Here is a 25,337-nt window from a genome sequence, read left to right on the forward strand (position 1 = left end):
ATGACCTCACTTTTTCTCCATTACACATTGTAATGGATGCTGGTTTTGGCGGGCAAAATCCATGACCTGACTAACCTTAGTCTCAGCAACTTCGTATGTGAATACGCCGCACTCACCGACACCATGATTATGGACATGCAACATGATACGCGTCGCGTCGTCCATGTCTTTTTGGAAAAAACGTTGCAGGACATGAATGACAAACTCCATAGGAGTATAGTCATCATTGAGAAGCAAAACGCGATAGAGACTTGGCTTCTTGGTTTTGGTCTGCGTGCGCGTGACCACAACGGTCCCATTATCGGGTCCGTTCCCGCCATTTGCCTTGCTTTGCATGACTGGATTTAAATGCCGCATGTAACCTATCACCCGATGCCCAACTCTATCGCCTGCTTGCCCCTTTATGTAGGGCGTCATACGGTGATTTTAAGCCCTTCCTTGCGACTTGCAACCGAGACTTCTTGCAAGTTGGCGCATTGACACATTTATCCGGGTCACTTCGTCGGAGTAACGAAAATTTGCCCCCCGCGCTTACATGAGGCCTTACTCACAGAATTACGTATTTCTTGCGCACAACTTCACAGCTTGCCCATCAACTTTTTTTTAGAAATTATGAATAATGCGGTTACCATAAACGGATTGGTAACGCTGATGACATTAAGGTTCCCGAATTAGATTGCTGTGTGCCGTTTGTGCCGCAGCTCAAAAACCGGGATACAGGCAGGTCATTATCGTGCGTATAGCATTCAGTAACGTAGCATATGCCTTGAAAAGAGCGGCGCAAGCCACACTTCTTCTAGCTGTTGTAACAGGCTGCTCTACGGCCTCAACGACCGTTCCAGCTGTAGCCAATGACAGATATGCTGCCATTGTTGTCGATGCCAACACAGGTAAAACGCTGTTTGCATCAAACCCGGATGCAAAACGCTACCCTGCGTCGTTAACAAAGATGATGACGATCTATATGCTGCTTGAAGCTATTCAGACCGGTCGCATCAATAAAGATACACGTATTCCAGTCTCAGCCTATGCCGCAGCTCGCCCGCCGACAAAAATAGGCTTCAAAAAAGGCCAGACTATTCGCGTTGAAGATGCAATTCTTGCAATGGTGACAAAATCTGCCAATGACGTTGCAGCAGCATCGGGCGAATTCCTCGGTGGCTCAGAAGAGCGTTTTGCCCAGATGATGACGGCAAAAGCCCGTCGCCTTGGCATGAGCAACACCACATTCCGCAATGCATCCGGTCTACCAAACATGCAGCAGGTCACAACTGCGCGTGACATGGCGATTCTCAGTATCGCTCTTCGTCAGCATTTCCCACGCGACTTTGCATATTTTTCGCGTAGCAGCTTCGATTATCGCGGTCAGACCATTCGCGGTCACAACCGTCTTCTTGGCCGCATTGAAGGCGTTGATGGAATCAAGACCGGTTATACCAATGCATCCGGCTATAACCTTGCTTCGTCAGTCAATCTCGATGGACGTCGTATCGTAGCAGTCGTTATGGGTGGCAATACTGGCGCGAGCCGCGATGCACACATGGCGCAGCTCATTAAGAAGTACTTGCCAGCAGCAACGCGTGGCCGTGTATCTGAACCGCTTATTGCAATGCGTAGCGAAGTGCCTCAGGTCGTCGCCTCTGCGGCATTGCCAAAGGCTCGCAACGCGCCAGTTCCGGTTGCTCGTCAAGTTGTTGAGGTTGCGGACGTCATCAACAATGAATCCGGCGAAGGCGACGTCGAGCAGCCACAGGTGCTGGCGCTTGCAGCCCCTACCCAGCGTCCGGCAGCAATGGCCGCACAGGCAGCGGTTCGCCCAACGCCAAAGGCAGTAGTTCCTTCCGCACCAGTGCCACATGAAATTGACCCGGTCACAACAGCATCTGCACCAGCAGCATCTGGTGGCTGGGCCATTCAGGTCGGATCGCTGCCCAGCGAAGGTCAGGCCCGCGATATGCTGACCAAGGTTTCGTCGTCCGTTGGCGCTCCTCTGCGTTCGGCATCCCCCTACACCGAGACATTTGTGAAGGGTAACGCGACTTTCTACCGTGCCCGCTTTGTTGGCTTTTCTTCAAAGCAAGCCGCATGGGATGCATGCGCATCACTGAAAAAGAAGAACTTTGGCTGTTACGCGGTCGCAAACTAATGAACGCGGGAGAGTTCGCTCTCCCGCATAGCTTTAAACCCGAAATTTGTATTGCGTAGAGGGTTTCGAGATGTCGAATATGAACGAGACACTGACACAACATGCTTTGGCACCCAACCTGTGGACAGATGAGGCACACCGCCCGTCGGCACTCGGATCGCTGTTTTCAGTGCAAGCCTTGAAGCAAGCTGCACTTCGTATTGCCGACGTGCGCCACGGCAAGGCGTTTCATACGCGTGATCTGGTGGGCGTGCTGGTTAGCCACGCTGCACGCAACCGCCGCATGGTTAAGCCACGCACGATGATGCGCATGACCTTACCCGTGACGGCTGATAAGGTGGCCGTTCGCCTCATAATCGAAAATTGACTTTAAAAACTTTCATCAAAAAAGCCTGCCAGTTCGGCAGGCTTTTTTATTTGGTCAGAGCAAACCCAAGGCCGCTAGTTCTTGTCGCAATTCGGATGGCAAAGCAGCCCTTCCCGACTTGCCTGCCGCTTCATCGAGCGGAACCTCATTTTCGTTAAGGTAGCGCCAGCCCTGAAAAGCGCGGCGCGGCTGCCAATCCGTCGGATGGATTTTAGGTTCCAGCACCAAATGACAGCGATTGATGCCCTGCTCATCCGTAAACGGTCGTATATCCAGAAGACGCTGGCGGCATTGCACATTGCCTTTGATAACCCAATAGAGCGAACCGCCGTCGAGCAACTCTTCAGCGCGCTTGGGAACCATGCGTGTTGTGTGAAACTGTTCCGGGACCAGCCCAGCAGCACGCTGCTCCGCGAGCCGGAAATCGATCCAGGCTGCGAGATCTTCGATACTGTCGCAACCGACGCAAAGTTTTACGAGATTGAGTGCCATGGCGATGATTTAGCCAAGCAGAATGCAGTCTTCAAGTCATAAGAATTTTATCTTCAGCAGGCGACCACATTCACGGCCAAGCCACCCTGACTGGTTTCCTTATAACGCTCGCTCATATCGTGTCCGGTCTGGCGCATGGTTTCGATACAGGCGTCGAGCGGCACGAAATGTTGCCCATCGCCCTTTACGGCAAGCGAGGCAGCGGTGACGGCCTTCACGGCGCCTAGTGCATTGCGTTCAATACATGGCACCTGCACAAGACCAGCAACCGGATCGCATGTCATTCCAAGATGATGCTCTAGGGCGATTTCAGCTGCATTCTCGATTTGCTCAGGTGTGCCGCCCATAACAGCCGCAAGGCCTGCTGCTGCCATAGCAGAAGCAGAACCGACCTCACCCTGGCAACCAACTTCGGCACCCGAAATTGATGCATTGTGTTTGATCACGCCACCAATAGCGGCAGATGTCAGCAGAAAATCGCGAATACCCTTCGCGTCTGCATCATCATGAAAATGCAGATAATAGCGCAAAACGGCAGGCACGACGCCAGCAGCGCCGTTGGTGGGAGCAGTTACGACGCGTCCACCCGATGCATTTTCTTCATTGACCGCCATGGCATAGACAGACAACCAGTCATTAGCGAGAAGCGGGTTAAGCTTGTTGTTGCGCCAATCGTCTTCAAGACGCTCAAAAAGCTGACGCGCACGACGACGCACTTTCAGGCCACCCGGCATAATACCATCGCGGCTTAAACCGCGGTCGATACAGCCCCGCATAGCGCCCCAGATGCGATCCAAACCTTCATCAAGATCAAGGCACGACATATGGCATTCTTCGTTGGCGCGTTTCATATCTGCAATCGAGAGGCCGCTTTTTCGTGCCATTGTCAGCATTTCGGCAGCATTGTTAAACGGATAAGGCACATCGGCCTTTTCCTCACGCTTGCCGCCGCTGGTCTGAACGCGACTTAATTCCTCGGCAGTAACGACGAAGCCGCCACCAATCGAGAAGTAAACGCGACGCAGCAACAGCCGATCACTTTTATCGTAAGCTTCAAAGGCCATACCATTGGCGTGGCCCGGCAACGGCGTCTTACGATCCAGAACCAGATCGGTCTTGGGATCAAATTGATAAGCAGGATGACCAGCGGGCTGCACGGTTCTTGCGCGAGAAACCTTTTCGACTTCAGAATCCATAATGTCAGGATCAATCGAATCAGGCGTGAAGCCACAAAGGCCGAGAATCACTGCGCGATCTGTGGCGTGCCCTATACCGGTATAGGCCAGCGAGCCATGAAGGCTTGCTTTCAGTCGATAAACTTTAGCATTGGCAGGTTTGGGCCAATCGCCACCGATAAGTTCTTTAAGGAACATATGCGCGGCAGTCATCGGGCCCATCGTGTGTGAACTCGAAGGACCAATGCCAATTTTATACAGATCGAATACCGACAGAAACATTCTACACCTATCCAACCCAAATCGGGCTGTGCAACTCCATATGCCAACCACGCAAAGCAGGCAGTAAAATGATATTACACCATTATAGATAGTTTAAGTGCCGAACAACGCAAACAGATTGCCGAAATGCGGCATCAAGTTTCCGCTTTACGCATCCCTCTCGGCATCAGACCGAGAAGAGATAAGCCATAAGAATGATTGTAGCGAGGCCAACGACTGCCCAGAGCGTAACGCCCCAGCAGGATTTTTGAACGGTTTCGTCCATGGAGATTTTTTTACAACCTTGTTGTGCAACTTTTATAAACAGCGTCCTTCACGACGCTGTTAACTGAGATATAGCCCTGACACATATGAAACGCAACTGTGAAAAATGGCAGAAATACGGCACGTAATTCGACCTCATCGCAGTACGTTTCAAAAATCCATTTAGTATCAAAACGTTAATAAGGCGTATGTTTAACAAAAGCTTTAAAGTCACGGCAGAATTGGGGCATCAGGGTTGTGGAAGGAGCATATCTGTCTTGCCCGTCAGCCAGTAAGCGGTAAGGCCAACCCATTCCCGCATGGCGACGCTGAAGCGTGACAGACCTTCATTGGGCGATTCAAAGTAAAATGAGAAACTCTGTTTGGCTGGCGTTTTATAATCTACCGGCCAGGCAACGACATCGAATCCGGCCTTACGGAAGCAGCCGATTGATCGCGGCATATGATAGGCGGATGTGACAAGCAGCCATGTCTCACCCGGTTTCGGTTGAGCCAGCTCTTTCGAAAACTCGGCATTTTCGACTGTGTTGCGCGACTTATTCTCAAAAATGAAACGATCACCGGAAAAGCCAAGATCAGCAAGCATCATGCGTGTGCTCTCAGCTTCGGGTACAGCTTCTTCAAAAAAAGCACCATCACCGCCGGATACAATCACTTTTGCGTCTGGGTAAAGCTTAGCAAGCCGCATGGTTTCAAAGATACGATCTGCGGCGCTGTTTAGCTCAAAACCCGGCCTTCCCGCATTAATATCGCCATTCATATAGCCGCCAAGCACCACAATACCGTCGACGTGGGCCGGCAGTTCCGCCTGTTTCGGAAAGCGATCCTCCAGCGGCACCAAAAGCAAGCTTCCAAGTGTTGTATAAGCACTGAAAAACAGAACAATCGCAGCGCTTATCATCGCGGCAAGACCGAGCTTTCGGAAACCAGTCCATACCAATATCAGTGCGAGTAGCAGAAATACAAAGATGATCGTCAGCGGCTGAAAAAACAGCCAGAAAAGTTTTGAAACACTGAAAAACAAACTGATCTCCAAGAAGGGCTGCCGATTTCACACAGACCGGACGAATCCGGTTCTGTGACATACTATAGCCATGCAATGGCATGTGATAAGAATCTTCGCGACTCTCACTGTCAAAGCCTAGGACGCATTATGCAGACCAATGCCGAAATTAACCTGACGCCACCAAGCCGCCCGCGCCTCGAACGCATCGACATAGCGCGCGGTTTGGCGTTGGTCGCCATGGCGATTTATCATTTCGGCTGGGATCTCGAGTTTTTTGGCTACATGGCAGCCGGCACCACCGGCCACGGCGGCTGGAAGCTCTTCGCGCGCTGCATCGCGTCGAGCTTCCTGTTTCTGGTCGGTTTCAGTTTGGTTCTGGCGCATGGCCGCGCTATTCGCTGGAATGCGGTGGGAAAACGCTTTCTACAGATAGCCGCTGCTGCCGCTGCGATTTCCGCCGTCACCTATTACATGTCGCCGGATAACTTCATTTTCTTTGGTATTCTGCACCAAATCGCGCTGGCGAGTTTGCTCGGCCTTTTATTCCTGCGCGTCCCGCCAGTGATCACGCTGATCGTGGCGGCATTCGTCATCACCGCACCGCTTTATGCACAGGCCGATATTTTCAATCAGATGTGGCTCGCCTGGGTTGGACTTTCAACAATCCCGCCGCGCTCCAATGATTATGTTCCATTGTTTCCGTGGTTTGGCGCAGTGCTCATTGGCATTGCAACAGCCCGTATCTTTGAGCGATTCAACTGGATGCCAATACTTGCAGGCGGCATTCAACCGCGTCTACTGCAAAAGCCATTAACCTTCATTGGACGCCGTAGTCTGGCATTCTATCTAATCCACCAGCCTGTGTTGATTGCGCTTGTTTATTGCTTTGCACAAATCTCGCCGCCCGACCAGCGCCCCGTCTTTACACAATCGTGCGTCGCATCATGCCTGCCAAGCGGCAGCGAGACGCTGTGCCAGGCATTCTGCGGCTGCGTGGTCAGTGAGCTTGATAAAGCCAAACTGTTTGATGATGTCTTTAGCGGCAAGGCTGATCAGAAAAACAACAGTACGGTTCAGCAGATCGCGCAGATGTGCTCACCCGTACCGGATAATCAATAAAATCAGGTAGAAACGCCGAGTTCCGCTAGACGTTCGATGCAAGCTTCTTCCACCTGATCAAGCTCAGTCAGTGTTTCATCAATGTCACGGCGCTTCTGACGAAGATCGGCGCGCTTTTCTTCCACGCGCTTCATCAAAAGCTTGAGCTGCCCGGTTTCACCCGGAGGCTCACGATACATCTGCACGATCTCATGAATTTCTGCGATTGAGAACCCAAGGCGCTTGCCACGCATGATTTGCTTGAGGAGATGCCTGTCGGAAGGCCTGAACAAGCGTGTGCGACCACGCCTTACAGGCGCAATCAAACCCTCATCCTCGTAGAAACGCAAAGTCCGGGTAGAAATCCCGAATTCCCGTGTCAGCTCTGTGATCGTATAATATTCGCGCACAACTATATCCCTGCCTTGCAGTATGCAGGCGATTGTTGTGCAGCCGGACTTACGTAAAAGTCAATATTAAACCGTCACAATTAGTCATAATGATTATAAGTTGCAGGTACTTTTGGTGATGCACTTGCCATTATCGTGCCGCTCATGCGTTATAAAATGATAACAGTATCAATAATTGACAGCGATTCATGCGGCGTTCCATTAAATTTACGATCATCGGACTGGTCATTATTGCACTTGGCGGTGCTGCACCTTTTGCGATTGAGCCAATTGTTAAAAAGATCGGCGAAGGTTCGATACGCCAATTGGCGAAAGACGGCAATTTCTGCACAACGGATGATTGCGAAGAAGGCATAACTTATGCGATTGGCTTCCTCGAAACCAATTACGGCCTCTCTCCAGACAATGTGAAATGGTGCATGGGTGTCGATGTTATCGCGAATTATGAATTGCCATTTGGCAATGCACTCAAAAAGTCGATAACCGACCAGATGTATTCTCGTTGTGGCGATCCGGCTCAGGATGAACCTGTCGGCAACTATACGGCAGAATAAAAGGTCATACCGAATGAAACGACTTTTTCGTCTTGCCGCATGGCTGGTATTGGCCTTCATCTTCATCGTAACCATCAGCCCGATACAGTTTCGTCCAATAACGGGTGAACCCGCCGATCTTGAGCGCTTTGCAGCCTTCTTCCTCGTGGGGTTTCTATTTGCACTTGCTTATCCCCGGTACTGGATCGCTGTGTTGCTGCTTACAATCGGATGCGCTGGCATGTTTGAACTGATGCAACGGCTGGCACCCGGACGGCATGGCGAATTTGCCGATTTTGTCTTCAAAGCAGTAGGCGCGATGGCGGGCGTGTGTATCGGGCGCGGCCTCAGCTTACTTCCCATCTTTACAGAAAAGTCGAAATAAAAACTTTTACTCCAACGGAACCAAAAGGTTGCATTATCGTTTTACGTTCATCAATTCCAATGGAGGTTTGAAATGGCCGATAACAAGACAGCTAATGACGTTCAGCAGGCTTTGGAACAGCAGGTTGCTGATTTGCGCGGTGAGCTGAAGCGCCTGTCTAAGTCTTTGGCTTCCCGCTCGAACGATCTGCGTGATAGTGCAGAAGATGCATTTGATGATGCATCGGGTCGTTTCCGTCATGCGGCACAGATTGTTCGCGAGCGCGGACAGGCCGTAGCCGAAACCGTGAAAGAAAATCCTGGCACAGCCACCACTCTGTTTGGCACAGCCGGTCTTATCGGCATTGCGATTGGCGTAGCGATTGGCTGTGTGTTGTCAGACCGCCGCTAACAGTTTTAGCGTTACGAAAAACCCGCGCCCTCCCAGCGCGGGTTTTTCTATGGGGTTTACCTGTTTTGTTAAGACTGCTACTCGGAGCTATTGGCAATCTGCCACCGGTCGCAGCCTACCCGGTCAAAACAAGGACAAGCGCTTAATAGTTAGGCGTTAAGACTGCACCGTGGCTTTAAATAAAGGCACGTAAATGTCTGAAAAGACGATATATTCTGATCTTAAACAACTCGGTTCAAACACCGCCGCCCCGCAATCTCCTGAAGAGGCCGTTCTTGAGAGGGTGGAAAACCCGCAAGCAGGAACGCCTTACTGCGTCCGCTTCACCGCACCCGAATTCACTTCTCTTTGCCCAATGACCGGACAGCCGGACTTCGCCCATCTGATGATCGATTATGTGCCAGGCAAATGGCTGGTGGAAAGCAAGTCGCTCAAACTCTTCCTGTTTTCATTCCGCAATCATGGCGCATTCCATGAAGATTGCACCGTCACCATCGCTAAGCGGCTTGTTGAACTGCTTGAGCCAGAATGGTTGCGTATTGGCGGCTATTGGTATCCGCGTGGCGGCATTCCTATTGATGTATTTTACCAGACAGGTGAAACGCCCAAAAATGTCTGGATCCCTGAACAGTCTGTACCCAATTATCGCGGTCGCGGCTGATTGCAAAAACCGCTATCTATTGCCGCACAAATCACATTGCCTATATCCAAACCACACACCCAACAGGAAACCCAGATGAACAAAGTTATCCTACTTATATCGCTGGCCATTCTTTCGGGTTGCGGAGCAGGCAAAGCGGCGATGGATGCAGGCAAAGGCTTTGACCGATTTGGCTGCATGTCACGCAATATGAAAGGCGAAACGCCCTGCCTTTCACCAGACAATCCGAACCAGACCCCGTAAACAAAGCGAGCCGCTATGACCATTCAACCAAAAGACGTCCTTGATTTCTGGTTTTCAGCAAAAATGCGCGAAAACTGGTTCACCAAGAACGATGAAATTGATGCGGAAATTCGCGACAAGTTTCTGGCAGCCTATGAAGATGCGCGTGCCGACAAATTTGAAGATTGGAAGCAGCAGCCAGAAACCGCACTCGCGCTGACGATTCTGTTTGACCAGTTTCCGCGCAACATGTTCCGTGGCTCGCCACGTTCATTTGAAAGCGACGCTCTTGCCCGTGATGTGGCAACACGGGCGCTGGATCACGACTTTGATCGCAATTTGTCTGCTGATGAGCGACAATTTTTCTATCTGCCTTTCATGCACAGCGAAAATCTGAGCGATCAGAAGCGCTGCCTTGATCTTTATGAAAAACTCGGCAACGAGTTTTCATTAGGCTTTGCGCGACAGCACCACGATATTGTTGAGCGTTTTGGTCGCTTCCCGCACCGCAACAAGGTTTTGGGCCGCGAAACAACAGCGGAAGAAGCCGAATTTCTCAAAGAGCATTCCGGCTTCTAATTTTTAAAGAAGTTTATATGGCAGGATTCCACGGCGGTCGTGATCGACCGCCAGCCTACTTTTCAGCGGCGGCACGGCGCGCTGAACGCATTCAGCCCGCTCGCAAATTCGGCAGGAAACACCAATTGGGTCGAATGCTGAACGTGTGGCAATATCAAGCCCATCCGCATAGACAAAATCCTGCGCATGCGTGACTTCACAGCCAAGAGCAATCGCATAGCGGCGCTGCGGCGCGTGGAAACCACCCTCGCTCTTGGTGAGCTCAGTTGCAACGCAGAGATAGCGCGCACCATCCGGCGTTTCGGCAAGCTGGCGGATAATCCGCCCCGGCGTCTCAAACGCCTGATGCACATTCCACAACGGACAGGCAGCACCATAACGCGCAAATTGCAGCTTGGCGGCACTATGCCGCTTGGTGATGTTCCCAGCACGATCAATACGCGCAAAAAACACCGGAACACCGCGCTGACCGGAGCGCTGTAATGTGCTCAAACGATGCGCGACCTGCTCCAGACTGGCCCCAAAGCGCGATGCCAGCAATTCCAGATCATGCCGCAACTCTTTGGCAGCAGACAGAAATGTCTGATAGGGCAAGACCAGCGCACCCGCGAAATAATTGCGCAGGCCGATTTTGCAAATCTCGACCGCCTCGGCTGAACGAAAATCGGCACGCTTTGCAATTACTGTGACAAGCTCCTCCATCTCGAGTTCAGCAATCTGAAACGCAATCTGGAAATTGCGCGTCGAAGCTGGTGAATATGGATTGAGATAAAGCACCCGCGCAACAGGATCGAATCGCCGCAGAATGGCTTCATCCGGATCAGCACGTGCCACGCGGACGCGATAGCGTTCTTCCATATATTGCGGCAGCGCCACGCCGATGTCGCGAAATGGAATCCTCAGCTCGTCTGCAAGTTTTTCAGCTGCAATATCAAGCTCGTGCACATAATTGTCGATAAAATGAAAAAAGTCGCGCACTTCTTCATAAGGCGCTGGTTCTGCAACCGAAGGCGCGCGCCCAAGCTGGTGATCGAGGCTCGCGAGCTGTTCACTGTTCCGTCGATAAGCCTGATGACAGGCAATCAAAGCATGAGCCAGCCCAGGCGCATTCTGCGTGATCAGCTTTAATTCCTGCAAATTCGGTTTGTAATTATCGAACACTGGATCGGCCAGTGCTTCCGATACTGCTGATAACAGCCGATCATCATCGCCCAGCGAAATGGCACCAATATCAATATGATAATTTTCAGCCAATGCCAGCAGTACAGCGGCAGATACGGGGCGCTGATTGTTCTCGATCTGATTGAGATAACTCGTTGAAATACCTAACCGTTCAGCAAAACCAGACTGGGTTGCCTTGTGCTGCTCGCGTATGTCGCGGATCTTCCTGCCAACATAGAGTTTTTTGGGTGCCATAACAGAGTGCCATATTTGCAAATTTGCATTTCACAATTTGCAAATTTATAAATTACACAATTGCACCTTTTCAAGCTTTCATAATGCGGCATACTGGCTCTAAGCATTGAGACAATAATTCCGTAATTTCTTAGCTTTCTAAGGTCATAGCGAATGCAGGAACTTCTCGATCAGCTTGAAGCCCGTCGTGCCGAAGCACGTCTTGGCGGCGGACAGAAGCGCATCGATGCGCAACACGGCAAGGGCAAGCTCACCGCCCGTGAAAGAATAGATGTGCTTCTCGACGAGGGATCGTTCGAAGAGTTCGATATGTATGTCACACACCGCTGCACCGACTTCGGCATGGAAAAGCAGAAGATCGCAGGCGATGGCGTGGTGACGGGCTGGGGCACAATCAATGGCCGGCATGTCTATGTGTTCAGTCAGGATTTTACTGTTCTTGGCGGCTCGCTTTCAGAAACCCACGCACAGAAAATCTGCAAGATCATGGATATGGCGATGCAAAATGGCGCGCCAGTCATTGGGCTAAATGATTCTGGCGGCGCACGCATTCAGGAAGGCGTCGCGTCCCTTGCAGGCTATGCCGATGTTTTCAAACGTAATGCCGATGCTTCCGGCGTCATTCCGCAGATTTCCGTCATCATGGGCCCCTGTGCGGGCGGCGCGGTCTACTCGCCAGCCATGACCGATTTCATCTTCATGGTGCGCGACAGTTCATACATGTTCGTGACCGGCCCCGACGTGGTGAAAACCGTCACCAATGAAATTGTTACAGCAGAAGAACTGGGCGGTGCGTCAACCCATACGAAGAAATCATCGGTTGCCGATGGCGCCTATGAGAACGACATCGAAACGTTAGAGCAGGTTCGCATCCTTTTCGACTTCCTCCCGCTGAACAATCGCGAGAAAGCACCGACCCGTCCTTTCCATGACGACCCGGCTCGCCTTGAAATGCGGCTTGATACGCTGATCCCGGACAGCGCCAACAAGCCTTACGACATGAAAGAGCTGATTCTTGCTCTGGCTGATGAAGGCGAATTCTTTGAAATTCAGGAAGCATTTGCCAAAAACATCATCACCGGCTTCATCCGTATGGAAGGCCAGACAATCGGCGTGGTCGCCAATCAGCCGATGGTGCTGGCTGGTTGTCTCGATATAGACTCGTCGCGCAAGGCAGCACGCTTCGTTCGCTTCTGCGACGCTTTCAGCATTCCGATCCTGACACTTGTGGATGTTCCGGGCTTCTTGCCGGGAACAGCACAGGAATACGGCGGCGTGATCAAACATGGTGCCAAGCTGCTTTTCGCCTATTCGCAATCAACCGTTCCCATGGTGACACTCATCACCCGCAAGGCCTATGGCGGCGCTTATGACGTGATGGCGTCAAAGCACATCGGCGCTGACATCAACTATGCATGGCCGACTGCTGAAATCGCCGTGATGGGTGCCAAAGGCGCAACCGAAATCCTCTATCGCTCGGAACTTGGCGACCCGGAAAAAATTGCGGCCCGCACGCAAGAATATGAAGAGCGCTTTGCCAATCCATTTGTTGCTGCCGAACGCGGCTTTATTGACGAAGTGATCATGCCGCACTCTTCCCGCCGCCGTATCGCCCGTGCGTTCTCTGCGCTTCGCAATAAGAGCCAGAACACGCCCTGGAAGAAACACGACACTATACCGCTCTGATAGCCACGGGTACGATACAGATGATCAAGAAAATCCTCATTGCCAATCGCGGCGAAATCGCATGCCGGGTTATCAAAACGGCGAAGAAAATGGGCATTGCCACCGTCGCAGTCTACTCAGATGCGGACCGCAATGCGCTGCATGTCAAAATGGCTGACGAAGCTGTCCATATCGGACCAGCGCCCTCGAACCAGTCCTATATCGTCATCGATAAAATTCTCGCAGCGATCGAAGAGACTGGTGCTGACGCGGTGCATCCTGGCTACGGTTTCTTGTCTGAGAACCCACGCTTTGCCGAAGCGCTGAAAGCCGCCAATGTGACCTTTATTGGCCCGCCAGTGAATGCCATTGAAGCCATGGGCGACAAGATCACCTCCAAGAAGCTGGCAAGCGAAGCCGGTGTCTCGACCGTTCCCGGCCATATGGGGCTGATCGAGAATGCAGACGAGGCAGTCCGCATTTCCACATCTATCGGCTATCCGGTGATGATCAAGGCTTCCGCAGGTGGCGGCGGCAAGGGAATGCGCATTGCATGGAATGATGATGAAGCCCGCGAAGGTTTTCAGCTTTCCCGCAATGAAGCGAAATCCTCCTTCGGTGATGATCGCATCTTTATCGAAAAATTCGTCACCCAACCGCGCCATATTGAAATTCAGGTTCTGGGCGATCAACACGGCAATGTCATCTATCTGGGCGAACGTGAATGCTCGATTCAGCGCCGCAATCAGAAAGTGATTGAGGAAGCGCCCTCGCCGTTTCTGGATGAAGCAACGCGCAAAGCCATGGGCGAACAGGCTGTCGCGCTTTCCAAAGCCGTAGGCTATTTCTCCGCAGGTACTGTCGAATTCATCGTTGATGGTGATCGCAATTTCTACTTCCTCGAAATGAACACGCGTTTGCAGGTTGAGCATCCGGTAACGGAACTCATCACCGGCATTGATCTGGTCGAGGAAATGATCCGCGTGGCTGCTGGTGAAAAGCTGCGCCTTAGCCAAGCCGATGTAAAACTCAACGGCTGGGCTATCGAAAGCCGCCTTTATGCCGAAGACCCCTATCGCAACTTCCTGCCATCCATTGGCAGGCTAACGCGCTATCGCCCTCCGGTCGAAGGGCACAATGCTAACGGCACCATCGTCCGCAATGATACCGGTGTCTTTGAGGGCGGTGAAATCTCGATGTATTATGATCCGATGATTGCAAAATTGTGCACATGGGGCCCGGATCGGACCAGCGCAATTATTGAGATGAGCAGAGCTCTCGATGCATTTGAAGTGGAAGGAATCGGCCACAATCTGCCATTCCTTTCCGCCGTAATGGAGCATCCTCGTTTTCGCGCGGGCGCGCTGACCACAGCTTTCATAGCCGAAGAATATCCCGATGGCTTTGCAGGCGTTTCCGTTTCGGAAGATGATGCACATGTACTCGCCACTGTCGTCGCACAGATCAACATGGTTGTCGAACAACGCAACGCCCAAATTTCTGGTCGGATTTCATCACAGACACAATCGGTTGCGACCGAATGGGTAGTGACGCTTGGCGGCCACAGCCTGCCGATCAAAATCTCAGAAGGCGAAGGCGGCACCGTCATCAACTTTGCCGATGGTAAAAGCCTGTCTGTTGCCAGCGACTGGCACCCCGGCAATCAGCTTGGCTCGTTCACGGTTGACGGCAAGTCAATCGCCGTCAAGGTTTTGCGCTCAGGGACAGGCTGGCGACTGCGCTGGCGCGGCATTGATACAATCGCTCATGTCCGCCGACCACGTGTAGCGGAATTGGCAAAGCTCATGCCGGTTAAGCTGCCACCAGACACATCAAAAATGCTGCTCTGCCCTATGCCTGGCGTGATTACATCCGTTCTCGTGAAAGATGGCGATACGGTCGAGGCTGGTCAGCCATTAGCAACCGTAGAAGCCATGAAAATGGAAAATGTTTTGCGCGCCGAGCGTCGTTCGACAGTGAAGCGCATCGCTGCGGAAGAAGGTGCAAGCCTCGCGGTTGATGAACTTATCATGGAATTTGAGTGAGGACGGATATGAGCGAGCGCCCCACAAAAAACGATTGGTCGAAACTGGCCGAAAAGGAACTGAAGCGCCCTGCCGATAGCCTTGTCTGGCACACACCCGAAGGCATTGACGTGAAGCCGCTTTACACGGCTGACGATTTGGCTCCAATCGATCATCTCGACACCCTGCCCGGTTTTGAACCGTTCCTGCGCGGTCCGCGTGCAACCATGTATGCCGGTCGCCCATGGACCATCCGGCAATATGCAGGATTTTCGACAGCCGAAGAATCGAACAACTTCTACCGCAAAGCACTTGCAGCCGGTCAGCAAGGCGTATCGGTTGCTTTTGATCTTGCGACGCATCGCGGCTATGACAGCGATCATCCGCGCGTTGAAGGCGATGTGGGTAAGGCAGGTGTGGCGATTGATTCTGTCGAGGATATGAAAATCCTCTTTGATGGCATCCCGCTTGACAAGATCTCTGTCTCCATGACGATGAATGGCGCCGTAATCCCGATCCTCGCCAATTTTATCGTGGCTGGTGAAGAACAGGGCGTTTCGCGCGACCTGCTTTCCGGCACTATTCAGAATGATATTCTCAAAGAGTTTATGGTCCGCAACACCTATATCTATCCGCCGGAACCCTCCATGCGGATTATTGCGGACATCATCGCCTATACCGCAACGGAAATGCCGAAATTCAATTCGATTTCTATCTCCGGCTATCACATGCAGGAAGCTGGTGCGACGCTGGTGCAGGAACTGGCTTTCACGCTGGCCGATGGTCGCGAATATGTGCGCGCGGCGCTCAAAAAGGGCCTCAATGTCGATGAATTTGCTGGGCGTCTGTCGTTCTTCTTCGCCATTGGCATGAACTTCTTCATGGAAATCGCCAAGCTGCGCGCAGCCCGCATGCTCTGGTCACGCATCATGAAGGAATTCGACCCAAAGAAGCCGGGCTCGCTGATGCTGCGCACCCATTGCCAAACATCCGGCGTGTCTTTGCAGGAACAAGACCCTTACAATAACATCGTACGAACGGCCTTTGAGGCTATGTCGGCGGCGCTTGGCGGCACGCAATCGCTGCACACCAATTCTTTTGACGAAGCTATTGCTTTGCCGACAGAATTTTCTGCCCGTATTGCCCGCAACACGCAGCTTATTCTGCAAAACGAAACCGGCGTTACCAAAGTTGTCGATCCGCTGGCGGGCTCCTACTACATTGAAAGCCTGACCAACGAACTCGCGGGAAAAGCTTGGGCGCTGATTGAAGAAGTCGAAGGCTTAGGCGGCATGACCAAGGCCGTTGAAAGCGGCCTGCCAAAACGATTGATCGAAGAAGCCGCCACACGCCGACAGGCTGCCGTCGACAAGGGCGAAGAGGTGATTGTCGGCGTCAACAAGTTCCGTCTGGAGCAGGAAGACAATATCGACATTCTCGAAATCGATAATACTGCCGTGCGTAATTCGCAGATCGCACGCCTCAACCGCATCAAAGAAACCCGCAACAAGGCCAAAGTGGAAGCAGCTCTCTCAGAACTGGAAAAGGTCGCAAAGACTGGTAAAGGCAATATTCTGGCCGCAGCCGTCGAGGCTTCGCGTGCACGCGCAACGGTCGGTGAAATCTCGGACGCGATGCGCAGCGCTTTCGGTGATCATGCGGCAGTGCCGAAAGTCGTCAAAGACGTCTATGGCACAGCCTATGAAAATGAGCCGGAATATCTTACCCTTGTAGAACGCCTGAAAGAGTTTTCCAAAAACACAGGCGACAAACCGCGTCTGATGGTGGCAAAGCTCGGTCAGGATGGACACGACCGCGGCGCAAAAATTATTGCATCGGCCTTTGGTGATATTGGCTTTGAAGTGCTCGCCGGGCCTTTGTTTCAGACGCCCGATGAAGCGGCTGATATGGCAATTAAGGCAAAGGTGCATGTGCTCGGGGTCTCGTCCCTTGCAGCCGGGCATAAAACTCTTCTGCCGCAGCTTGTCGAAACTCTACGCAAAAAAGGTGCTGAAAATATCATCGTCGTTTGCGGTGGTGTGGTCCCGCGTCAGGACTACCAATATCTGTTCGATCATGGCGTCTCGGCAGTCTTCGGCCCCGGAACAAATGTGCTTGATTGCGCGCGTGCAGTGCTTGATCTGATGGAAGGAAAACGTCGTAATCTCTGAATAAGATCAGACGGATACGATGCAAACAAGACTCATTTTATCAACGACTTGAGAAGCCGGACGAACTGTCCGGCTTCAATGTTTCGAGACCAGTCAGTTCTTTGGCCCTGCAAACCCCGCAATGGTGGAAGATGTTACCGAAACCGGATCACTAGCCGGAAAACTATCTTCCAGTCCTTCATTAAGCTGCCGCTCTAATTCAGACCGATCACCGGCGCGACGCGCACTTGGAATAGTGATTTGGCTTGCCGGTTCTATACCACATTCAATGCAGGCAACGCTTAGCGCCTCACCGAGCTTCAAAGCCGCCTTACGTATTACCGCATCACGTGGAAGCTCAGCTCCTGTATCATTCTCAACCTTAACAGTAATACGCTCTTCGCCTTCGGTTACAAACTCCACCAGATAGGTGGCAAATCCACCAAGCGAACTGATGCGGGTTTCAATAATATCCATGATTTCATCTCCGCTTTTATCACTATGAAAACGGAACTTTGCATGGATGGTTCCGTCTAAAACTGCGGTATCTGCCTTTTCCTGCAACTTCTGATGCCTATATCCAAAAGTGTAGAAATTCATCAGAACCAGAAAGGACATCTCATGGCCATCACACGAAAGGAAGAAGCCCGTGCGCTGAATGCAGAAGAACGCGAACTGGTAGAAAAATCCCACCACCCAATTCTTCAGGAAGTTCCCGATGCCGAACTTTCGCAGCTTGCAAAGCTTTTGCGCGACCGCCGCAGCAAAGCTCGCGATCAGGCCCATCAGCGCCGCCGCGAAATGCGCGGAAAAGGAGCCGCACGAGGCGCATCGGCATCAAAAGCTGACGAAGGCTCGCATCTTAAAGTTTCAGTTCTGGCCATGGCCATGCGCCGCATCAATGCAGAAGTAGATCGCCGCCGCAGTATGTCGGCAAGCAACGATCTGGTTACAAATGCAAAAAAGGCATTGGCAACGAAAAAAGCCAATGAAAAGCCGGACAACACTTTTAACACCCGACATGCGCGCCACGGAATGCGCAATATTCCCAATGAAAAAGCAGACAGCCTCATCCGGCCAATGGAGCGTGGACGCTTGAAAAAAGCTGCTAGTGTCGCACAGGCAAAACGCGATACACGACAGGAAGCAGCAAGCTAATCAGCTTGTACCATCACCCGGAAATGAATTTCATTTTCGGGTGATTCCTATTCAAAAACAATACGTTAAATTATTTTATTAAACAATTGAGTTATAATTGTTATTCCGAGAAATGTAATCCAAAACCCTGCATTAGACGACGAATGGCATAATCCGGCTTATTCGATGTGAAGACAGCACGATCATCATGATGATGAAGTCTCTCATCAAGCTCGCGTGGCTGCAAAAGCGAAACCGTACGTCGTGCTATCGCCTCGGCAGGATCGAGCCAATCGACCGGCCAAGGTGCAAGTCGGCGAAACACATTGGCAAGGAACGGGTAATGCGTGCAGGCCAGCACGACAATGTCCGTGCGCTCACCGTCCTTTTCCACAAAGCACGGCATGATCTGCTCAACGACCAGCGCCTCATCGATTTTCTCGCCGCGAATATGTGCTTCCGCTACACCTGCAAGCTGGTCAGCTCCAACGAGCCGCACATGGCATTGCGTCGCGAAAGACTGGATAAGATCACGCGTATAAGCACGCTTAACCGTGCCAGGCGTTGCCAACACGGAGACTAGGCCCGAGGATGTGCGTTCGGCAGCTGGCTTGATCGCCGGAACAGTTCCGACAAAAGGCACCGAACGATAAGCCCGGCGGAGATCATCCAGCACAAGTGTCGAGGCCGTGTTGCACGCGATCACCGCAATCTCAGGATCATACACGGTGATAAATTTGCCAAATAGTTCGACGATGCGTGCGCGCAGCGCTTCCTCTTCCCAGTCCCCATAGGGAAAGCCGGCATCATCGGCGATATATACAAACCGCCGATCTGGCATCATAACCCGCAACTCGCGCAAAACCGTCAGACCGCCGATACCGCTGTCGAAAACCAGAACTGGTCTTTCAATCGCGATAGAAGAGTTACCGAAACGCTCTGCTGCGGATGCTGGTTTCATTCAGCCTTGTCCTCTGTTGCCGGTTTGCGCGCACGGCTTTCTGGTGCACCCGAACCACGCGGCTTCTTGGGTGTAAACACATCAAGCGATGTGATCACGCCGCGCAGAAGCTTGAGTTCTGCCGATGCAAAACCCGCGCGCGTCAACACCGACCGCAGATTATTGACCATGATTTCTTTTTTGGCCTCAGGGCGGAAATAACCCCGAATATCAAGCGCCTCTTCCAGATGGTTGAAAAGACTCTGCAATTCCTGCTTGGGCGCTGCTTCCATTTCTGGACCACGGAATACCGTATCCGTCTCGCTCTCAAGGCCTGACTTCATCCACTCGTAGGACATGAGCAGAACAGCCTGCGCGATATTGAGCGATGCAAAGGCTGGATTAACCGGGAACGTCACCAGTTCATCCGCAAGACCAACTTCCTCATTGCTAAGGCCAAAACGCTCGCGACCGAACATAATGCCAGTCTTCTCACCGGCCCTGAAACGACGACGCAATTCGCCATTAGCTTCCACCGGGCTACGCACCTGTTTGAAGCCATCACGCTCACGCGCTGTGGTGGCATAAACGAAATTGAGATCGGCAAGCGCTGATGGGAGATCATCATAAACAACCGCATTATCGATGATATGATCCGCCTTGCTTGCAGCAGCGCGGGCTTTCTCGCTTGGAAACTCTTCACGCGGCTGCACAAGACGCAATTCGGCAAGACCAAAATTTGCCATGGCGCGCGCCACCATGCCGATGTTCTCCGGCAATTGCGGATTAACCAGAATGATCGCCGGACCTTCGGTGATCAAAGGGCGCTGTTTGTCTGTACCTGCCATGATAATTTCCGTCACTACTATATCAACACGGCGCTTCCCTGACATGTTTGACAGAGAATCGCAAAGATTCCCCTTACAAACAGGATCGAAAAATCACGTGTAGTAGCGGAATAACACCAGTCTTCGGCCCTTCCATGGCAGACTGCGCCAACCGACATCGAGTTTAACAGGGAGGAAAATCATGTCCGGCAAAAAGATTCTCATGATCTGCGGTGATTTCTGCGAAGATTACGAAACCATGGTGCCGTTCCAGACGCTTCTCGCCGTTGGGCACAAGGTCCATGCGGTTTGCCCCGGTAAAAAGGCGGGCGACACCATTGCAACCGCTATTCACGACTTCGAAGGGCACCAGACCTATACTGAAAAGCCCGGCCATAATTTCACGCTCAATGCGACATTTGCCGATGTGAGGGCCGAGAGCTACGACGCGCTGGTTATTCCCGGCGGACGTGGACCAGAATATCTGCGCCTTGATGACAAAGTTATTGCAATCGTTGAGCATTTCTTTGAAGCCAACAAGCCAGTTGCAGCTGTCTGCCATGGCGCACAACTACTCGCCGCCGCGCGTGTTCTCGAAGGCCGCACCTGCTCCGCTTATCCGGCCTGCCGCCCTGAAGTTGAGCTCGCAGGCGGAACCTACGCCGATATCCCAGTCGATCAGGCAGTGACTGACGGAAACCTTGTGACGGCTCCCGCATGGCCTGCCCATCCGGCATGGCTTTCGCAGTTCCTCGCAGTTCTCGGCACAAAAATCACGCATAGCTGAGGGAAGGCTTACACCGCAGCTTTCATCATGCATGGCATTTCATTAAAAATGCCAAATCAGAGCCTTTCCGGTAAATATGCTGGAAAGGCTTTCTTGAAATGAGATGGAAGACCACATGAAACCCGCCAAAACTGTCGCTCTCTCGTTTGCTGTAAGCATCAGCGCAATTCTCTTCGGCCCAGCAAATCTCGCCAATGCGCAGGAAGCCGCTAGCGCAGAAGTGGGGGTCATTTCAGAGCAATATCCGGCGCCGTCGCCGGACACCTTCGGCCAGACGCAGTTCGTGCTGTCCGGCAATCCTATTGTTCCGCCGCGCGACTACAGCAAAGGGACCATGCTTCCGTCCAAAGACGATTACCAGGCCAATGAAAGCGGACGTATCTATGATGTTGTCTTTGCCGGTATTGAAGCAGGCAAGATGCAATTTGAAGTCAGAGGTTATTCAATTGATAGCTTGGATTTTCCGGCGAGTGGCCAGACCATAGAATTTCCCGCTGATCAACGGCAGGTAACAATCCTCGACCTCACCTTCAATATTGATGAAGTGGCAGCCGGAAGCATCACTTATACGGTTCAACCACTCAAGTAAGTTGCAGCCAACAGCAATCTGCGCGACACTGACCTTCGGGAAAAACGGGAGAAAGTCATGTGCAGATTGTTCATAGGCGCGGAGCAGCAACTCTGGCAAAGCGTAACGCGTTCACTGCGCATTGATGGCGTCGTGACAAGTGTACGGCTGGAGAACTTTTTCTGGTCGGCGCTTGAAGATATTGCCGGACGCGATGACATGAGCGTCAGCCGTCTGCTCGGCAAACTCTATGAGGAATCACGCGCAGACGGTCACGACCTTGATAATTTTGCATCATTTCTGCGCGTATGCTGCGGGCGCTATCTTGCGCTTCAGGTCAATGGATTGATCCCGTCCGACAGAAAAACTGCAATCTCCACACTTGATGCAGAAGAAATCTTGCGGCGCGAAAAAGAAACTTATCGTGATCCGCACTCCGCGTGGCAAAAATCTGCGCATCACGCGGCCTGAAAAATCGCCTATAGGCCAAAGAATAAGCCTCTGACACTTTGCCTTAGCGCTTACCGATGCTATACGGGCGCAACGCATTCAATGAGAGGCATTATCAATGGCAAAAATCAAGGTTGCAAACCCGGTCGTTGAACTTGACGGCGATGAGATGACCCGCATCATCTGGCAGTTCATCAAGGACAAGCTGATCCATCCTTACCTCGACATCGATCTGAAATATTACGATCTTTCGGTCGAGCACCGCGATGCGACCAACGATCAGGTCACCATTGACGCAGCAAACGCCATCAAAGAACACGGCGTTGGCGTAAAGTGCGCAACCATCACGCCGGACGAAGCCCGCGTTGAAGAATTCAAGCTTAAGAAGATGTGGAAGTCGCCAAACGGCACCATCCGTAACATCCTCGGCGGCGTTATTTTCCGCGAACCAATCATTTGCAAAAACGTCCCTCGCCTGGTTCCAGGCTGGACACAGCCAATCATCGTTGGCCGTCATGCTTTCGGTGACCAGTACCGCGCGACCGATTTCAAATTCCCGGGCAAAGGCACGCTGTCGATCAAATTCGTCGGTGAAGATGGCGAAACCATCGAGCACGAAGTCTATCAGGCCCCCGCTGCTGGCGTGGCAATGGCCATGTACAACCTCGACGAATCGATCCGTGAATTTGCGCGCGCTTCGCTGAACTACGGCTTGCAGCGCAACTATCCGGTTTATCTCTCGACCAAGAACACCATTCTCAAGGCTTATGACGGTCGCTTCAAGGACATCTTTGAAGAAGTCTATCAGACCGAATTTGCTGAAAAGTTCAAGGCAGCGAAGATCTGGTACGAACATCGCCTGATCGACGACATGGTTGCATCGGCTCTCAAGTGGTCGGGCGGTTATGTCTGGGCTTGTAAGAACTACGACGGCGACGTGCAGTCCGACATCGTAGCACAGGGCTTCGGCTCACTCGGCCTGATGACCTCGGTTCTGATGACGCCAGATGGCAAGACCGTTGAAGCAGAAGCTGCACACGGCACAGTGACCCGTCACTATCGCCAGCATCAGAAGGGCGAGGAAACATCGACCAATTCCATCGCTTCGATTTTCGCATGGACCCGCGGCCTCGCACATCGTGCAAAGCTCGACGACAATGCAGAACTGAAGCGCTTTGCTGACACGCTGGAAAAGGTCTGCGTGGACACTGTCGAAAGCGGCTACATGACCAAGGATCTGGCGCTGCTTATCGGTCCAGATCAGCCATGGCTCTCGACCACTGGCTTCCTCGACAAGATAGATGAAAACCTTCAGAAGGCAATGGCTGCTTAAGCCGTCCCGAATGAACAAAAAAAGCGGCGGGAATTTCCCGCCGTTTTTTATTTGTGCGTCACTATTTATCCCTCGCAAGCACAATTAGTCCTCGATAATCTGTTGTTACAGAAACAGGGAGGATTGATATGTCGACAATTCGGGCATTAACGCCGCAAGACCGCGCTGCATGGGAACCTTTATGGAAAGCCTATCAGGTCTTTTACGAAGTCGATATTCCTGCTGAAACCACCGACATTACATGGCAACGCTTCCACGATGCATCAGAAGCCATGCACGCTTTGGGCGCTTTCGATGACGACGGACACCTCGTTGGTATCGTGCATGTGATTTTTCATCGCTCGTGCTGGCTGCGAAAATGGACGTGCTATCTGCAAGACCTCTATGTTGAAAACAGTCAGCGCGGAAAAGGTACAGGCGCTGCTCTGATTGAAGCTGTGGCTGATCTCGCTCGGGCCGAGGGTGCAGGCCGCCTCTATTGGCTCACACATGAAAGCAACGCCACCGCACGTCGTCTATACGATAACATCGCGCAGGCATCCGGCTTCATCCAGTATCGAAAAGCGCTTTAACGCCGAGAGACCTTCACATCAAAGCTGAAAAGCCTTTGCAAAAGCCTGCGCGCCACTGGGCGAGAAGGCGATAACTCGGCCCTCTTCCCGGCGCGCCCAGCCACTATCGATGAAGTTTTTGAGAATTGCTGCACCAAGCGCACCGCCTAAGTGATTGCGTCTCTCGCTCCAGTCGAGACAATGGCGGCAGAGCGGTCGCTTGCCTTTCTGCAGCGCATCCACATCAATGCCAAGGCACGAGAAGAATGTCTTTCCTTCATCAGTAAGGAGTGGCTCGTTAGCGTCGCCCATAAGACCAAGCCTGTAAGAGGCGTCCAGCATTTCCACGCCGCGCTCGCCCGCCAGATGATCATAACAAATGCGTGCCTTACGCAGTGCATGATCTTTCGGACCTGTGCGAACACGCACGGCCCCGGTGCGCTGTGCAAGCCCCATCAGCCCTTCTAGCACCTGCGCCACATCCGTACCTGATAGCCTGAAATAACGATGTCTGCCCTGCTTCTCAGCCACCAGCAAATTGGCAGAATCAAGTTTTGAGAGATGTCCGCTCGCAGTCTGGATCGTCACACCTGCGGCAGCGGCAAGTTCACTTACCGTCAGAGCACGCCCATCCATCAGCGCCGTCAACATATTTGCACGTGCCGGATCGCCCAATAGGGCTGCAACAGAAGCTATGATTGGTCCGTCTTTCATACTTCGATGCTAACCGAAGCATGAACAACATTCAATAAGCTAAAACCATCTCCAGAAACTTCAAAAATCAGGAGATAAAATGATTACCTGTTTCATCCGCTATCAAATTGATCCATTCAAAGCCGATGCCTTCGCTGAATATGCGCGCAATTGGGGACAAGCAAGCCCACGTTGCGGCGCAAACCTCATCGGCTATTTCGGTCCGCATGAAGGCTCGACCACGACCGCTTATGGCGTTTACTCCGTCGAAAATCTCGCCGCCTACGAACAGTTTCGCGCTCGTCTGGCCGCCGACCCAGTCGGCCGGGCTAACTATGAATTCGCAAAACGCGAACAGTTTATCCGCTCCGAAGAACGTATCTTTCTGAAACTGCAATCAGCACCACATGCGGAGTTTATCAAGCTATGATCGCGGTCATCTTTGAAGTCTGGCCTGCAGATGATGAAAGGCGCGACCAATATCTCGATATTGCTTCTAGCCTGCGCGCTGATCTGGCACAAATTGATGGCTTCATATCCATAGAACGTTTTCAAAGTCTGGTTGAGCCAGAAAAGCTGCTGTCTCTCTCCTTCTGGCGCGACGAAGAGGCTGTAAAACAGTGGCGTAATCTGCCAACCCATCGGATTGCACAGACGAAGGGACGCGGTGGTGTTTTTGAAAACTACCGCCTGCGTGTTGCGAATGTCGCTCGCGATTACGGATTGGATCAACGGGACGAAGCACCTGACGATAGCCGCAAGATGCATGCAGCATAAAAAAGGCCG

The 25,337-nt window shown here is 52.2% G+C and carries 30 protein-coding genes; 20 read left to right on the forward strand and 10 right to left on the reverse strand.

What is annotated here, in order from left to right:
- Positions 1–6: 6 nt before the first annotated feature.
- Complete coding sequence (gene clpS, locus U2P60_RS15765) at positions 7–357, reverse strand: ATP-dependent Clp protease adapter ClpS (RefSeq protein WP_250040925.1); 351 nt, start codon at positions 355–357, stop codon at positions 7–9.
- 376 nt (positions 358–733) lie between these two features.
- Here clpS and U2P60_RS15770 point away from each other — a divergent pair, with 376 nt between their 5' ends.
- Entirely contained in the window at positions 734–2,146 is a 1,413-nt protein-coding gene (locus U2P60_RS15770; RefSeq protein WP_413573312.1) for an SPOR domain-containing protein, read from the forward strand.
- Positions 2,147–2,216: 70 nt separating this feature from the next.
- Positions 2,217–2,513 (forward strand): hypothetical protein, encoded by a 297-nt coding sequence (locus U2P60_RS15775; RefSeq protein WP_313826594.1) that lies wholly within the window; start codon positions 2,217–2,219, stop codon positions 2,511–2,513.
- Positions 2,514–2,567: 54 nt separating this feature from the next.
- On the opposite strand, the gene U2P60_RS15780 is transcribed toward U2P60_RS15775, so the two are convergent.
- From U2P60_RS15780 to U2P60_RS15790, 3 genes are all read right to left on the reverse strand, one after another.
- Positions 2,568–3,005: a DUF1489 family protein gene (locus U2P60_RS15780; protein WP_413573313.1), complete on the reverse strand. Its 438-nt coding sequence runs from the start codon at positions 3,003–3,005 to the stop codon at positions 2,568–2,570.
- Between the two features lie 53 nt (positions 3,006–3,058).
- Complete coding sequence (locus U2P60_RS15785) at positions 3,059–4,462, reverse strand: L-serine ammonia-lyase (RefSeq protein ID WP_413573314.1); 1,404 nt, start codon at positions 4,460–4,462, stop codon at positions 3,059–3,061.
- Between the two features lie 493 nt (positions 4,463–4,955).
- Positions 4,956–5,750, reverse strand: coding sequence for a YdcF family protein (locus U2P60_RS15790; protein WP_413573315.1), 795 nt, complete (start codon positions 5,748–5,750; stop codon positions 4,956–4,958).
- Positions 5,751–5,879: 129 nt separating this feature from the next.
- Here U2P60_RS15790 and U2P60_RS15795 point away from each other — a divergent pair, with 129 nt between their 5' ends.
- A complete protein-coding gene (locus U2P60_RS15795) occupies positions 5,880–6,851 on the forward strand; it encodes a DUF1624 domain-containing protein (RefSeq protein ID WP_413573316.1) in 972 nt (323 codons plus the stop codon).
- 2 nt (positions 6,852–6,853) lie between these two features.
- Here the strand turns inward: U2P60_RS15795 and U2P60_RS15800 are convergent, their stop codons facing one another.
- On the reverse strand, positions 6,854–7,240 hold the full coding sequence (locus tag U2P60_RS15800) for a MerR family transcriptional regulator (protein ID WP_094507367.1): 387 nt from the start codon (positions 7,238–7,240) through the stop codon (positions 6,854–6,856).
- A 188-nt stretch (positions 7,241–7,428) separates the two neighbouring features.
- Between U2P60_RS15800 and U2P60_RS15805 the strand changes: the two genes are divergently transcribed.
- The 6 genes from U2P60_RS15805 to U2P60_RS15830 all read left to right on the forward strand — a co-directional run bounded on the left by U2P60_RS15805 (position 7,429) and on the right by U2P60_RS15830 (position 10,010).
- Positions 7,429–7,794: a hypothetical protein gene (locus tag U2P60_RS15805; RefSeq protein ID WP_313826599.1), complete on the forward strand. Its 366-nt coding sequence runs from the start codon at positions 7,429–7,431 to the stop codon at positions 7,792–7,794.
- Between the two features lie 13 nt (positions 7,795–7,807).
- Positions 7,808–8,158: a VanZ family protein gene (locus tag U2P60_RS15810; RefSeq protein WP_413573317.1), complete on the forward strand. Its 351-nt coding sequence runs from the start codon at positions 7,808–7,810 to the stop codon at positions 8,156–8,158.
- A 72-nt stretch (positions 8,159–8,230) separates the two neighbouring features.
- The gene (locus U2P60_RS15815; RefSeq protein ID WP_413573318.1) at positions 8,231–8,548 is read left to right on the forward strand and encodes a DUF883 family protein; all 318 of its coding nucleotides are present in this window, start codon (positions 8,231–8,233) and stop codon (positions 8,546–8,548) included.
- Between the two features lie 193 nt (positions 8,549–8,741).
- The gene (gene queF / locus U2P60_RS15820) at positions 8,742–9,209 is read left to right on the forward strand and encodes a preQ(1) synthase (protein WP_413573319.1); all 468 of its coding nucleotides are present in this window, start codon (positions 8,742–8,744) and stop codon (positions 9,207–9,209) included.
- A 75-nt stretch (positions 9,210–9,284) separates the two neighbouring features.
- Entirely contained in the window at positions 9,285–9,452 is a 168-nt protein-coding gene (locus U2P60_RS15825; RefSeq protein ID WP_413573320.1) for a hypothetical protein, read from the forward strand.
- 15 nt (positions 9,453–9,467) lie between these two features.
- Positions 9,468–10,010, forward strand: a complete 543-nt coding sequence (locus U2P60_RS15830) for a DUF924 family protein (RefSeq protein ID WP_413573321.1) — start codon at positions 9,468–9,470, stop codon at positions 10,008–10,010.
- A 3-nt stretch (positions 10,011–10,013) separates the two neighbouring features.
- Here U2P60_RS15830 and U2P60_RS15835 read toward each other — a convergent pair whose 3' ends face one another.
- Positions 10,014–11,426, reverse strand: a complete 1,413-nt coding sequence (locus tag U2P60_RS15835) for a helix-turn-helix domain-containing protein (protein ID WP_413573322.1) — start codon at positions 11,424–11,426, stop codon at positions 10,014–10,016.
- A 153-nt stretch (positions 11,427–11,579) separates the two neighbouring features.
- Between U2P60_RS15835 and U2P60_RS15840 the strand changes: the two genes are divergently transcribed.
- The 3 genes from U2P60_RS15840 to scpA are packed head-to-tail and all read left to right on the forward strand — an operon-like array spanning position 11,580 to position 17,286.
- Positions 11,580–13,112 carry an acyl-CoA carboxylase subunit beta gene (locus tag U2P60_RS15840; RefSeq protein WP_413573323.1) on the forward strand — a complete coding sequence of 511 codons (1,533 nt, stop codon included), beginning with the start codon at positions 11,580–11,582 and terminating at the stop codon, positions 13,110–13,112.
- A 20-nt stretch (positions 13,113–13,132) separates the two neighbouring features.
- Positions 13,133–15,136: an acetyl-CoA carboxylase biotin carboxylase subunit gene (locus U2P60_RS15845; protein WP_413573324.1), complete on the forward strand. Its 2,004-nt coding sequence runs from the start codon at positions 13,133–13,135 to the stop codon at positions 15,134–15,136.
- Between the two features lie 8 nt (positions 15,137–15,144).
- Positions 15,145–17,286: a methylmalonyl-CoA mutase gene (gene scpA, locus U2P60_RS15850; protein ID WP_413573325.1), complete on the forward strand. Its 2,142-nt coding sequence runs from the start codon at positions 15,145–15,147 to the stop codon at positions 17,284–17,286.
- A 93-nt stretch (positions 17,287–17,379) separates the two neighbouring features.
- Here scpA and U2P60_RS15855 read toward each other — a convergent pair whose 3' ends face one another.
- Entirely contained in the window at positions 17,380–17,742 is a 363-nt protein-coding gene (locus tag U2P60_RS15855; protein ID WP_413573326.1) for a hypothetical protein, read from the reverse strand.
- 144 nt (positions 17,743–17,886) lie between these two features.
- On the opposite strand from U2P60_RS15855, the gene U2P60_RS15860 reads away from it, so the two are divergent.
- Positions 17,887–18,423 (forward strand): hypothetical protein, encoded by a 537-nt coding sequence (locus U2P60_RS15860; RefSeq protein WP_313826609.1) that lies wholly within the window; start codon positions 17,887–17,889, stop codon positions 18,421–18,423.
- A gap of 100 nt (positions 18,424–18,523) precedes the next feature.
- Here the strand turns inward: U2P60_RS15860 and murI are convergent, their stop codons facing one another.
- Positions 18,524–19,363 carry a glutamate racemase gene (gene murI / locus U2P60_RS15865; RefSeq protein WP_413573327.1) on the reverse strand — a complete coding sequence of 280 codons (840 nt, stop codon included), beginning with the start codon at positions 19,361–19,363 and terminating at the stop codon, positions 18,524–18,526.
- A complete protein-coding gene (locus U2P60_RS15870) occupies positions 19,360–20,190 on the reverse strand; it encodes an RNA methyltransferase (protein WP_413573328.1) in 831 nt (276 codons plus the stop codon). The genes murI and U2P60_RS15870 overlap by 4 nt, the downstream gene beginning before the upstream one ends.
- 181 nt (positions 20,191–20,371) lie before the next feature.
- On the opposite strand from U2P60_RS15870, the gene U2P60_RS15875 reads away from it, so the two are divergent.
- The 5 genes from U2P60_RS15875 to U2P60_RS15895 all read left to right on the forward strand — a co-directional run bounded on the left by U2P60_RS15875 (position 20,372) and on the right by U2P60_RS15895 (position 23,879).
- Entirely contained in the window at positions 20,372–20,956 is a 585-nt protein-coding gene (locus tag U2P60_RS15875; protein WP_313826612.1) for a DJ-1/PfpI family protein, read from the forward strand.
- Between the two features lie 115 nt (positions 20,957–21,071).
- Positions 21,072–21,545 (forward strand): hypothetical protein, encoded by a 474-nt coding sequence (locus tag U2P60_RS15880; RefSeq protein WP_413573329.1) that lies wholly within the window; start codon positions 21,072–21,074, stop codon positions 21,543–21,545.
- Between the two features lie 57 nt (positions 21,546–21,602).
- Entirely contained in the window at positions 21,603–21,995 is a 393-nt protein-coding gene (locus tag U2P60_RS15885; protein ID WP_413573330.1) for a ribbon-helix-helix domain-containing protein, read from the forward strand.
- A 97-nt stretch (positions 21,996–22,092) separates the two neighbouring features.
- Positions 22,093–23,307, forward strand: coding sequence for an NADP-dependent isocitrate dehydrogenase (locus U2P60_RS15890; RefSeq protein WP_250040963.1), 1,215 nt, complete (start codon positions 22,093–22,095; stop codon positions 23,305–23,307).
- 128 nt (positions 23,308–23,435) lie between these two features.
- Positions 23,436–23,879: an N-acetyltransferase family protein gene (locus U2P60_RS15895; protein WP_413573331.1), complete on the forward strand. Its 444-nt coding sequence runs from the start codon at positions 23,436–23,438 to the stop codon at positions 23,877–23,879.
- An 18-nt stretch (positions 23,880–23,897) separates the two neighbouring features.
- Here the strand turns inward: U2P60_RS15895 and U2P60_RS15900 are convergent, their stop codons facing one another.
- On the reverse strand, positions 23,898–24,572 hold the full coding sequence (locus tag U2P60_RS15900; protein ID WP_413573332.1) for an ArsR/SmtB family transcription factor: 675 nt from the start codon (positions 24,570–24,572) through the stop codon (positions 23,898–23,900).
- A 79-nt stretch (positions 24,573–24,651) separates the two neighbouring features.
- Here U2P60_RS15900 and U2P60_RS15905 point away from each other — a divergent pair, with 79 nt between their 5' ends.
- The gene (locus U2P60_RS15905; protein WP_413573333.1) at positions 24,652–24,981 is read left to right on the forward strand and encodes an NIPSNAP family protein; all 330 of its coding nucleotides are present in this window, start codon (positions 24,652–24,654) and stop codon (positions 24,979–24,981) included.
- Positions 24,978–25,328, forward strand: coding sequence for an antibiotic biosynthesis monooxygenase family protein (locus tag U2P60_RS15910; RefSeq protein WP_413573334.1), 351 nt, complete (start codon positions 24,978–24,980; stop codon positions 25,326–25,328). The genes U2P60_RS15905 and U2P60_RS15910 overlap by 4 nt, the downstream gene beginning before the upstream one ends.
- The last annotated feature ends 9 nt before the right edge of the window (positions 25,329–25,337 follow it).

The sequence above is a fragment of the Brucella sp. H1_1004 genome (assembly GCF_047308065.1).
Taxonomy (GTDB): domain Bacteria; phylum Pseudomonadota; class Alphaproteobacteria; order Rhizobiales; family Rhizobiaceae; genus Brucella; species Brucella pseudogrignonensis_B.

What these genes read in the sequence shown, in the direction of transcription:
- U2P60_RS15890 (WP_250040963.1), top strand. Translation starts at nt 22,093, where the DNA reads ATGGCAAAAATCAAGGTTGCAAACCCGGTCGTTGAACTTGACGGCGAT.
- U2P60_RS15905 (WP_413573333.1), top strand. Translation starts at nt 24,652, where the DNA reads ATGATTACCTGTTTCATCCGCTATCAAATTGATCCATTCAAAGCCGAT.
- U2P60_RS15875 (WP_313826612.1), top strand. Translation starts at nt 20,372, where the DNA reads ATGTCCGGCAAAAAGATTCTCATGATCTGCGGTGATTTCTGCGAAGAT.
- scpA (WP_413573325.1), top strand. Translation starts at nt 15,145, where the DNA reads ATGAGCGAGCGCCCCACAAAAAACGATTGGTCGAAACTGGCCGAAAAG.
- U2P60_RS15785 (WP_413573314.1), bottom strand. Translation starts at nt 4,462, where the DNA reads ATGTTTCTGTCGGTATTCGATCTGTATAAAATTGGCATTGGTCCTTCG.
- queF (WP_413573319.1), top strand. Translation starts at nt 8,742, where the DNA reads ATGTCTGAAAAGACGATATATTCTGATCTTAAACAACTCGGTTCAAAC.
- U2P60_RS15870 (WP_413573328.1), bottom strand. Translation starts at nt 20,190, where the DNA reads ATGGCAGGTACAGACAAACAGCGCCCTTTGATCACCGAAGGTCCGGCG.
- U2P60_RS15885 (WP_413573330.1), top strand. Translation starts at nt 21,603, where the DNA reads ATGTGCAGATTGTTCATAGGCGCGGAGCAGCAACTCTGGCAAAGCGTA.
- U2P60_RS15880 (WP_413573329.1), top strand. Translation starts at nt 21,072, where the DNA reads ATGAAACCCGCCAAAACTGTCGCTCTCTCGTTTGCTGTAAGCATCAGC.
- murI (WP_413573327.1), bottom strand. Translation starts at nt 19,363, where the DNA reads ATGAAACCAGCATCCGCAGCAGAGCGTTTCGGTAACTCTTCTATCGCG.
- U2P60_RS15860 (WP_313826609.1), top strand. Translation starts at nt 17,887, where the DNA reads ATGGCCATCACACGAAAGGAAGAAGCCCGTGCGCTGAATGCAGAAGAA.
- U2P60_RS15810 (WP_413573317.1), top strand. Translation starts at nt 7,808, where the DNA reads ATGAAACGACTTTTTCGTCTTGCCGCATGGCTGGTATTGGCCTTCATC.
- U2P60_RS15795 (WP_413573316.1), top strand. Translation starts at nt 5,880, where the DNA reads ATGCAGACCAATGCCGAAATTAACCTGACGCCACCAAGCCGCCCGCGC.
- U2P60_RS15780 (WP_413573313.1), bottom strand. Translation starts at nt 3,005, where the DNA reads ATGGCACTCAATCTCGTAAAACTTTGCGTCGGTTGCGACAGTATCGAA.
- U2P60_RS15855 (WP_413573326.1), bottom strand. Translation starts at nt 17,742, where the DNA reads ATGGATATTATTGAAACCCGCATCAGTTCGCTTGGTGGATTTGCCACC.
- U2P60_RS15835 (WP_413573322.1), bottom strand. Translation starts at nt 11,426, where the DNA reads ATGGCACCCAAAAAACTCTATGTTGGCAGGAAGATCCGCGACATACGC.
- U2P60_RS15815 (WP_413573318.1), top strand. Translation starts at nt 8,231, where the DNA reads ATGGCCGATAACAAGACAGCTAATGACGTTCAGCAGGCTTTGGAACAG.
- U2P60_RS15840 (WP_413573323.1), top strand. Translation starts at nt 11,580, where the DNA reads ATGCAGGAACTTCTCGATCAGCTTGAAGCCCGTCGTGCCGAAGCACGT.
- U2P60_RS15910 (WP_413573334.1), top strand. Translation starts at nt 24,978, where the DNA reads ATGATCGCGGTCATCTTTGAAGTCTGGCCTGCAGATGATGAAAGGCGC.
- U2P60_RS15900 (WP_413573332.1), bottom strand. Translation starts at nt 24,572, where the DNA reads ATGAAAGACGGACCAATCATAGCTTCTGTTGCAGCCCTATTGGGCGAT.
- U2P60_RS15825 (WP_413573320.1), top strand. Translation starts at nt 9,285, where the DNA reads ATGAACAAAGTTATCCTACTTATATCGCTGGCCATTCTTTCGGGTTGC.
- U2P60_RS15845 (WP_413573324.1), top strand. Translation starts at nt 13,133, where the DNA reads ATGATCAAGAAAATCCTCATTGCCAATCGCGGCGAAATCGCATGCCGG.
- U2P60_RS15775 (WP_313826594.1), top strand. Translation starts at nt 2,217, where the DNA reads ATGTCGAATATGAACGAGACACTGACACAACATGCTTTGGCACCCAAC.
- clpS (WP_250040925.1), bottom strand. Translation starts at nt 357, where the DNA reads ATGCGGCATTTAAATCCAGTCATGCAAAGCAAGGCAAATGGCGGGAAC.
- U2P60_RS15805 (WP_313826599.1), top strand. Translation starts at nt 7,429, where the DNA reads ATGCGGCGTTCCATTAAATTTACGATCATCGGACTGGTCATTATTGCA.
- U2P60_RS15830 (WP_413573321.1), top strand. Translation starts at nt 9,468, where the DNA reads ATGACCATTCAACCAAAAGACGTCCTTGATTTCTGGTTTTCAGCAAAA.
- U2P60_RS15895 (WP_413573331.1), top strand. Translation starts at nt 23,436, where the DNA reads ATGTCGACAATTCGGGCATTAACGCCGCAAGACCGCGCTGCATGGGAA.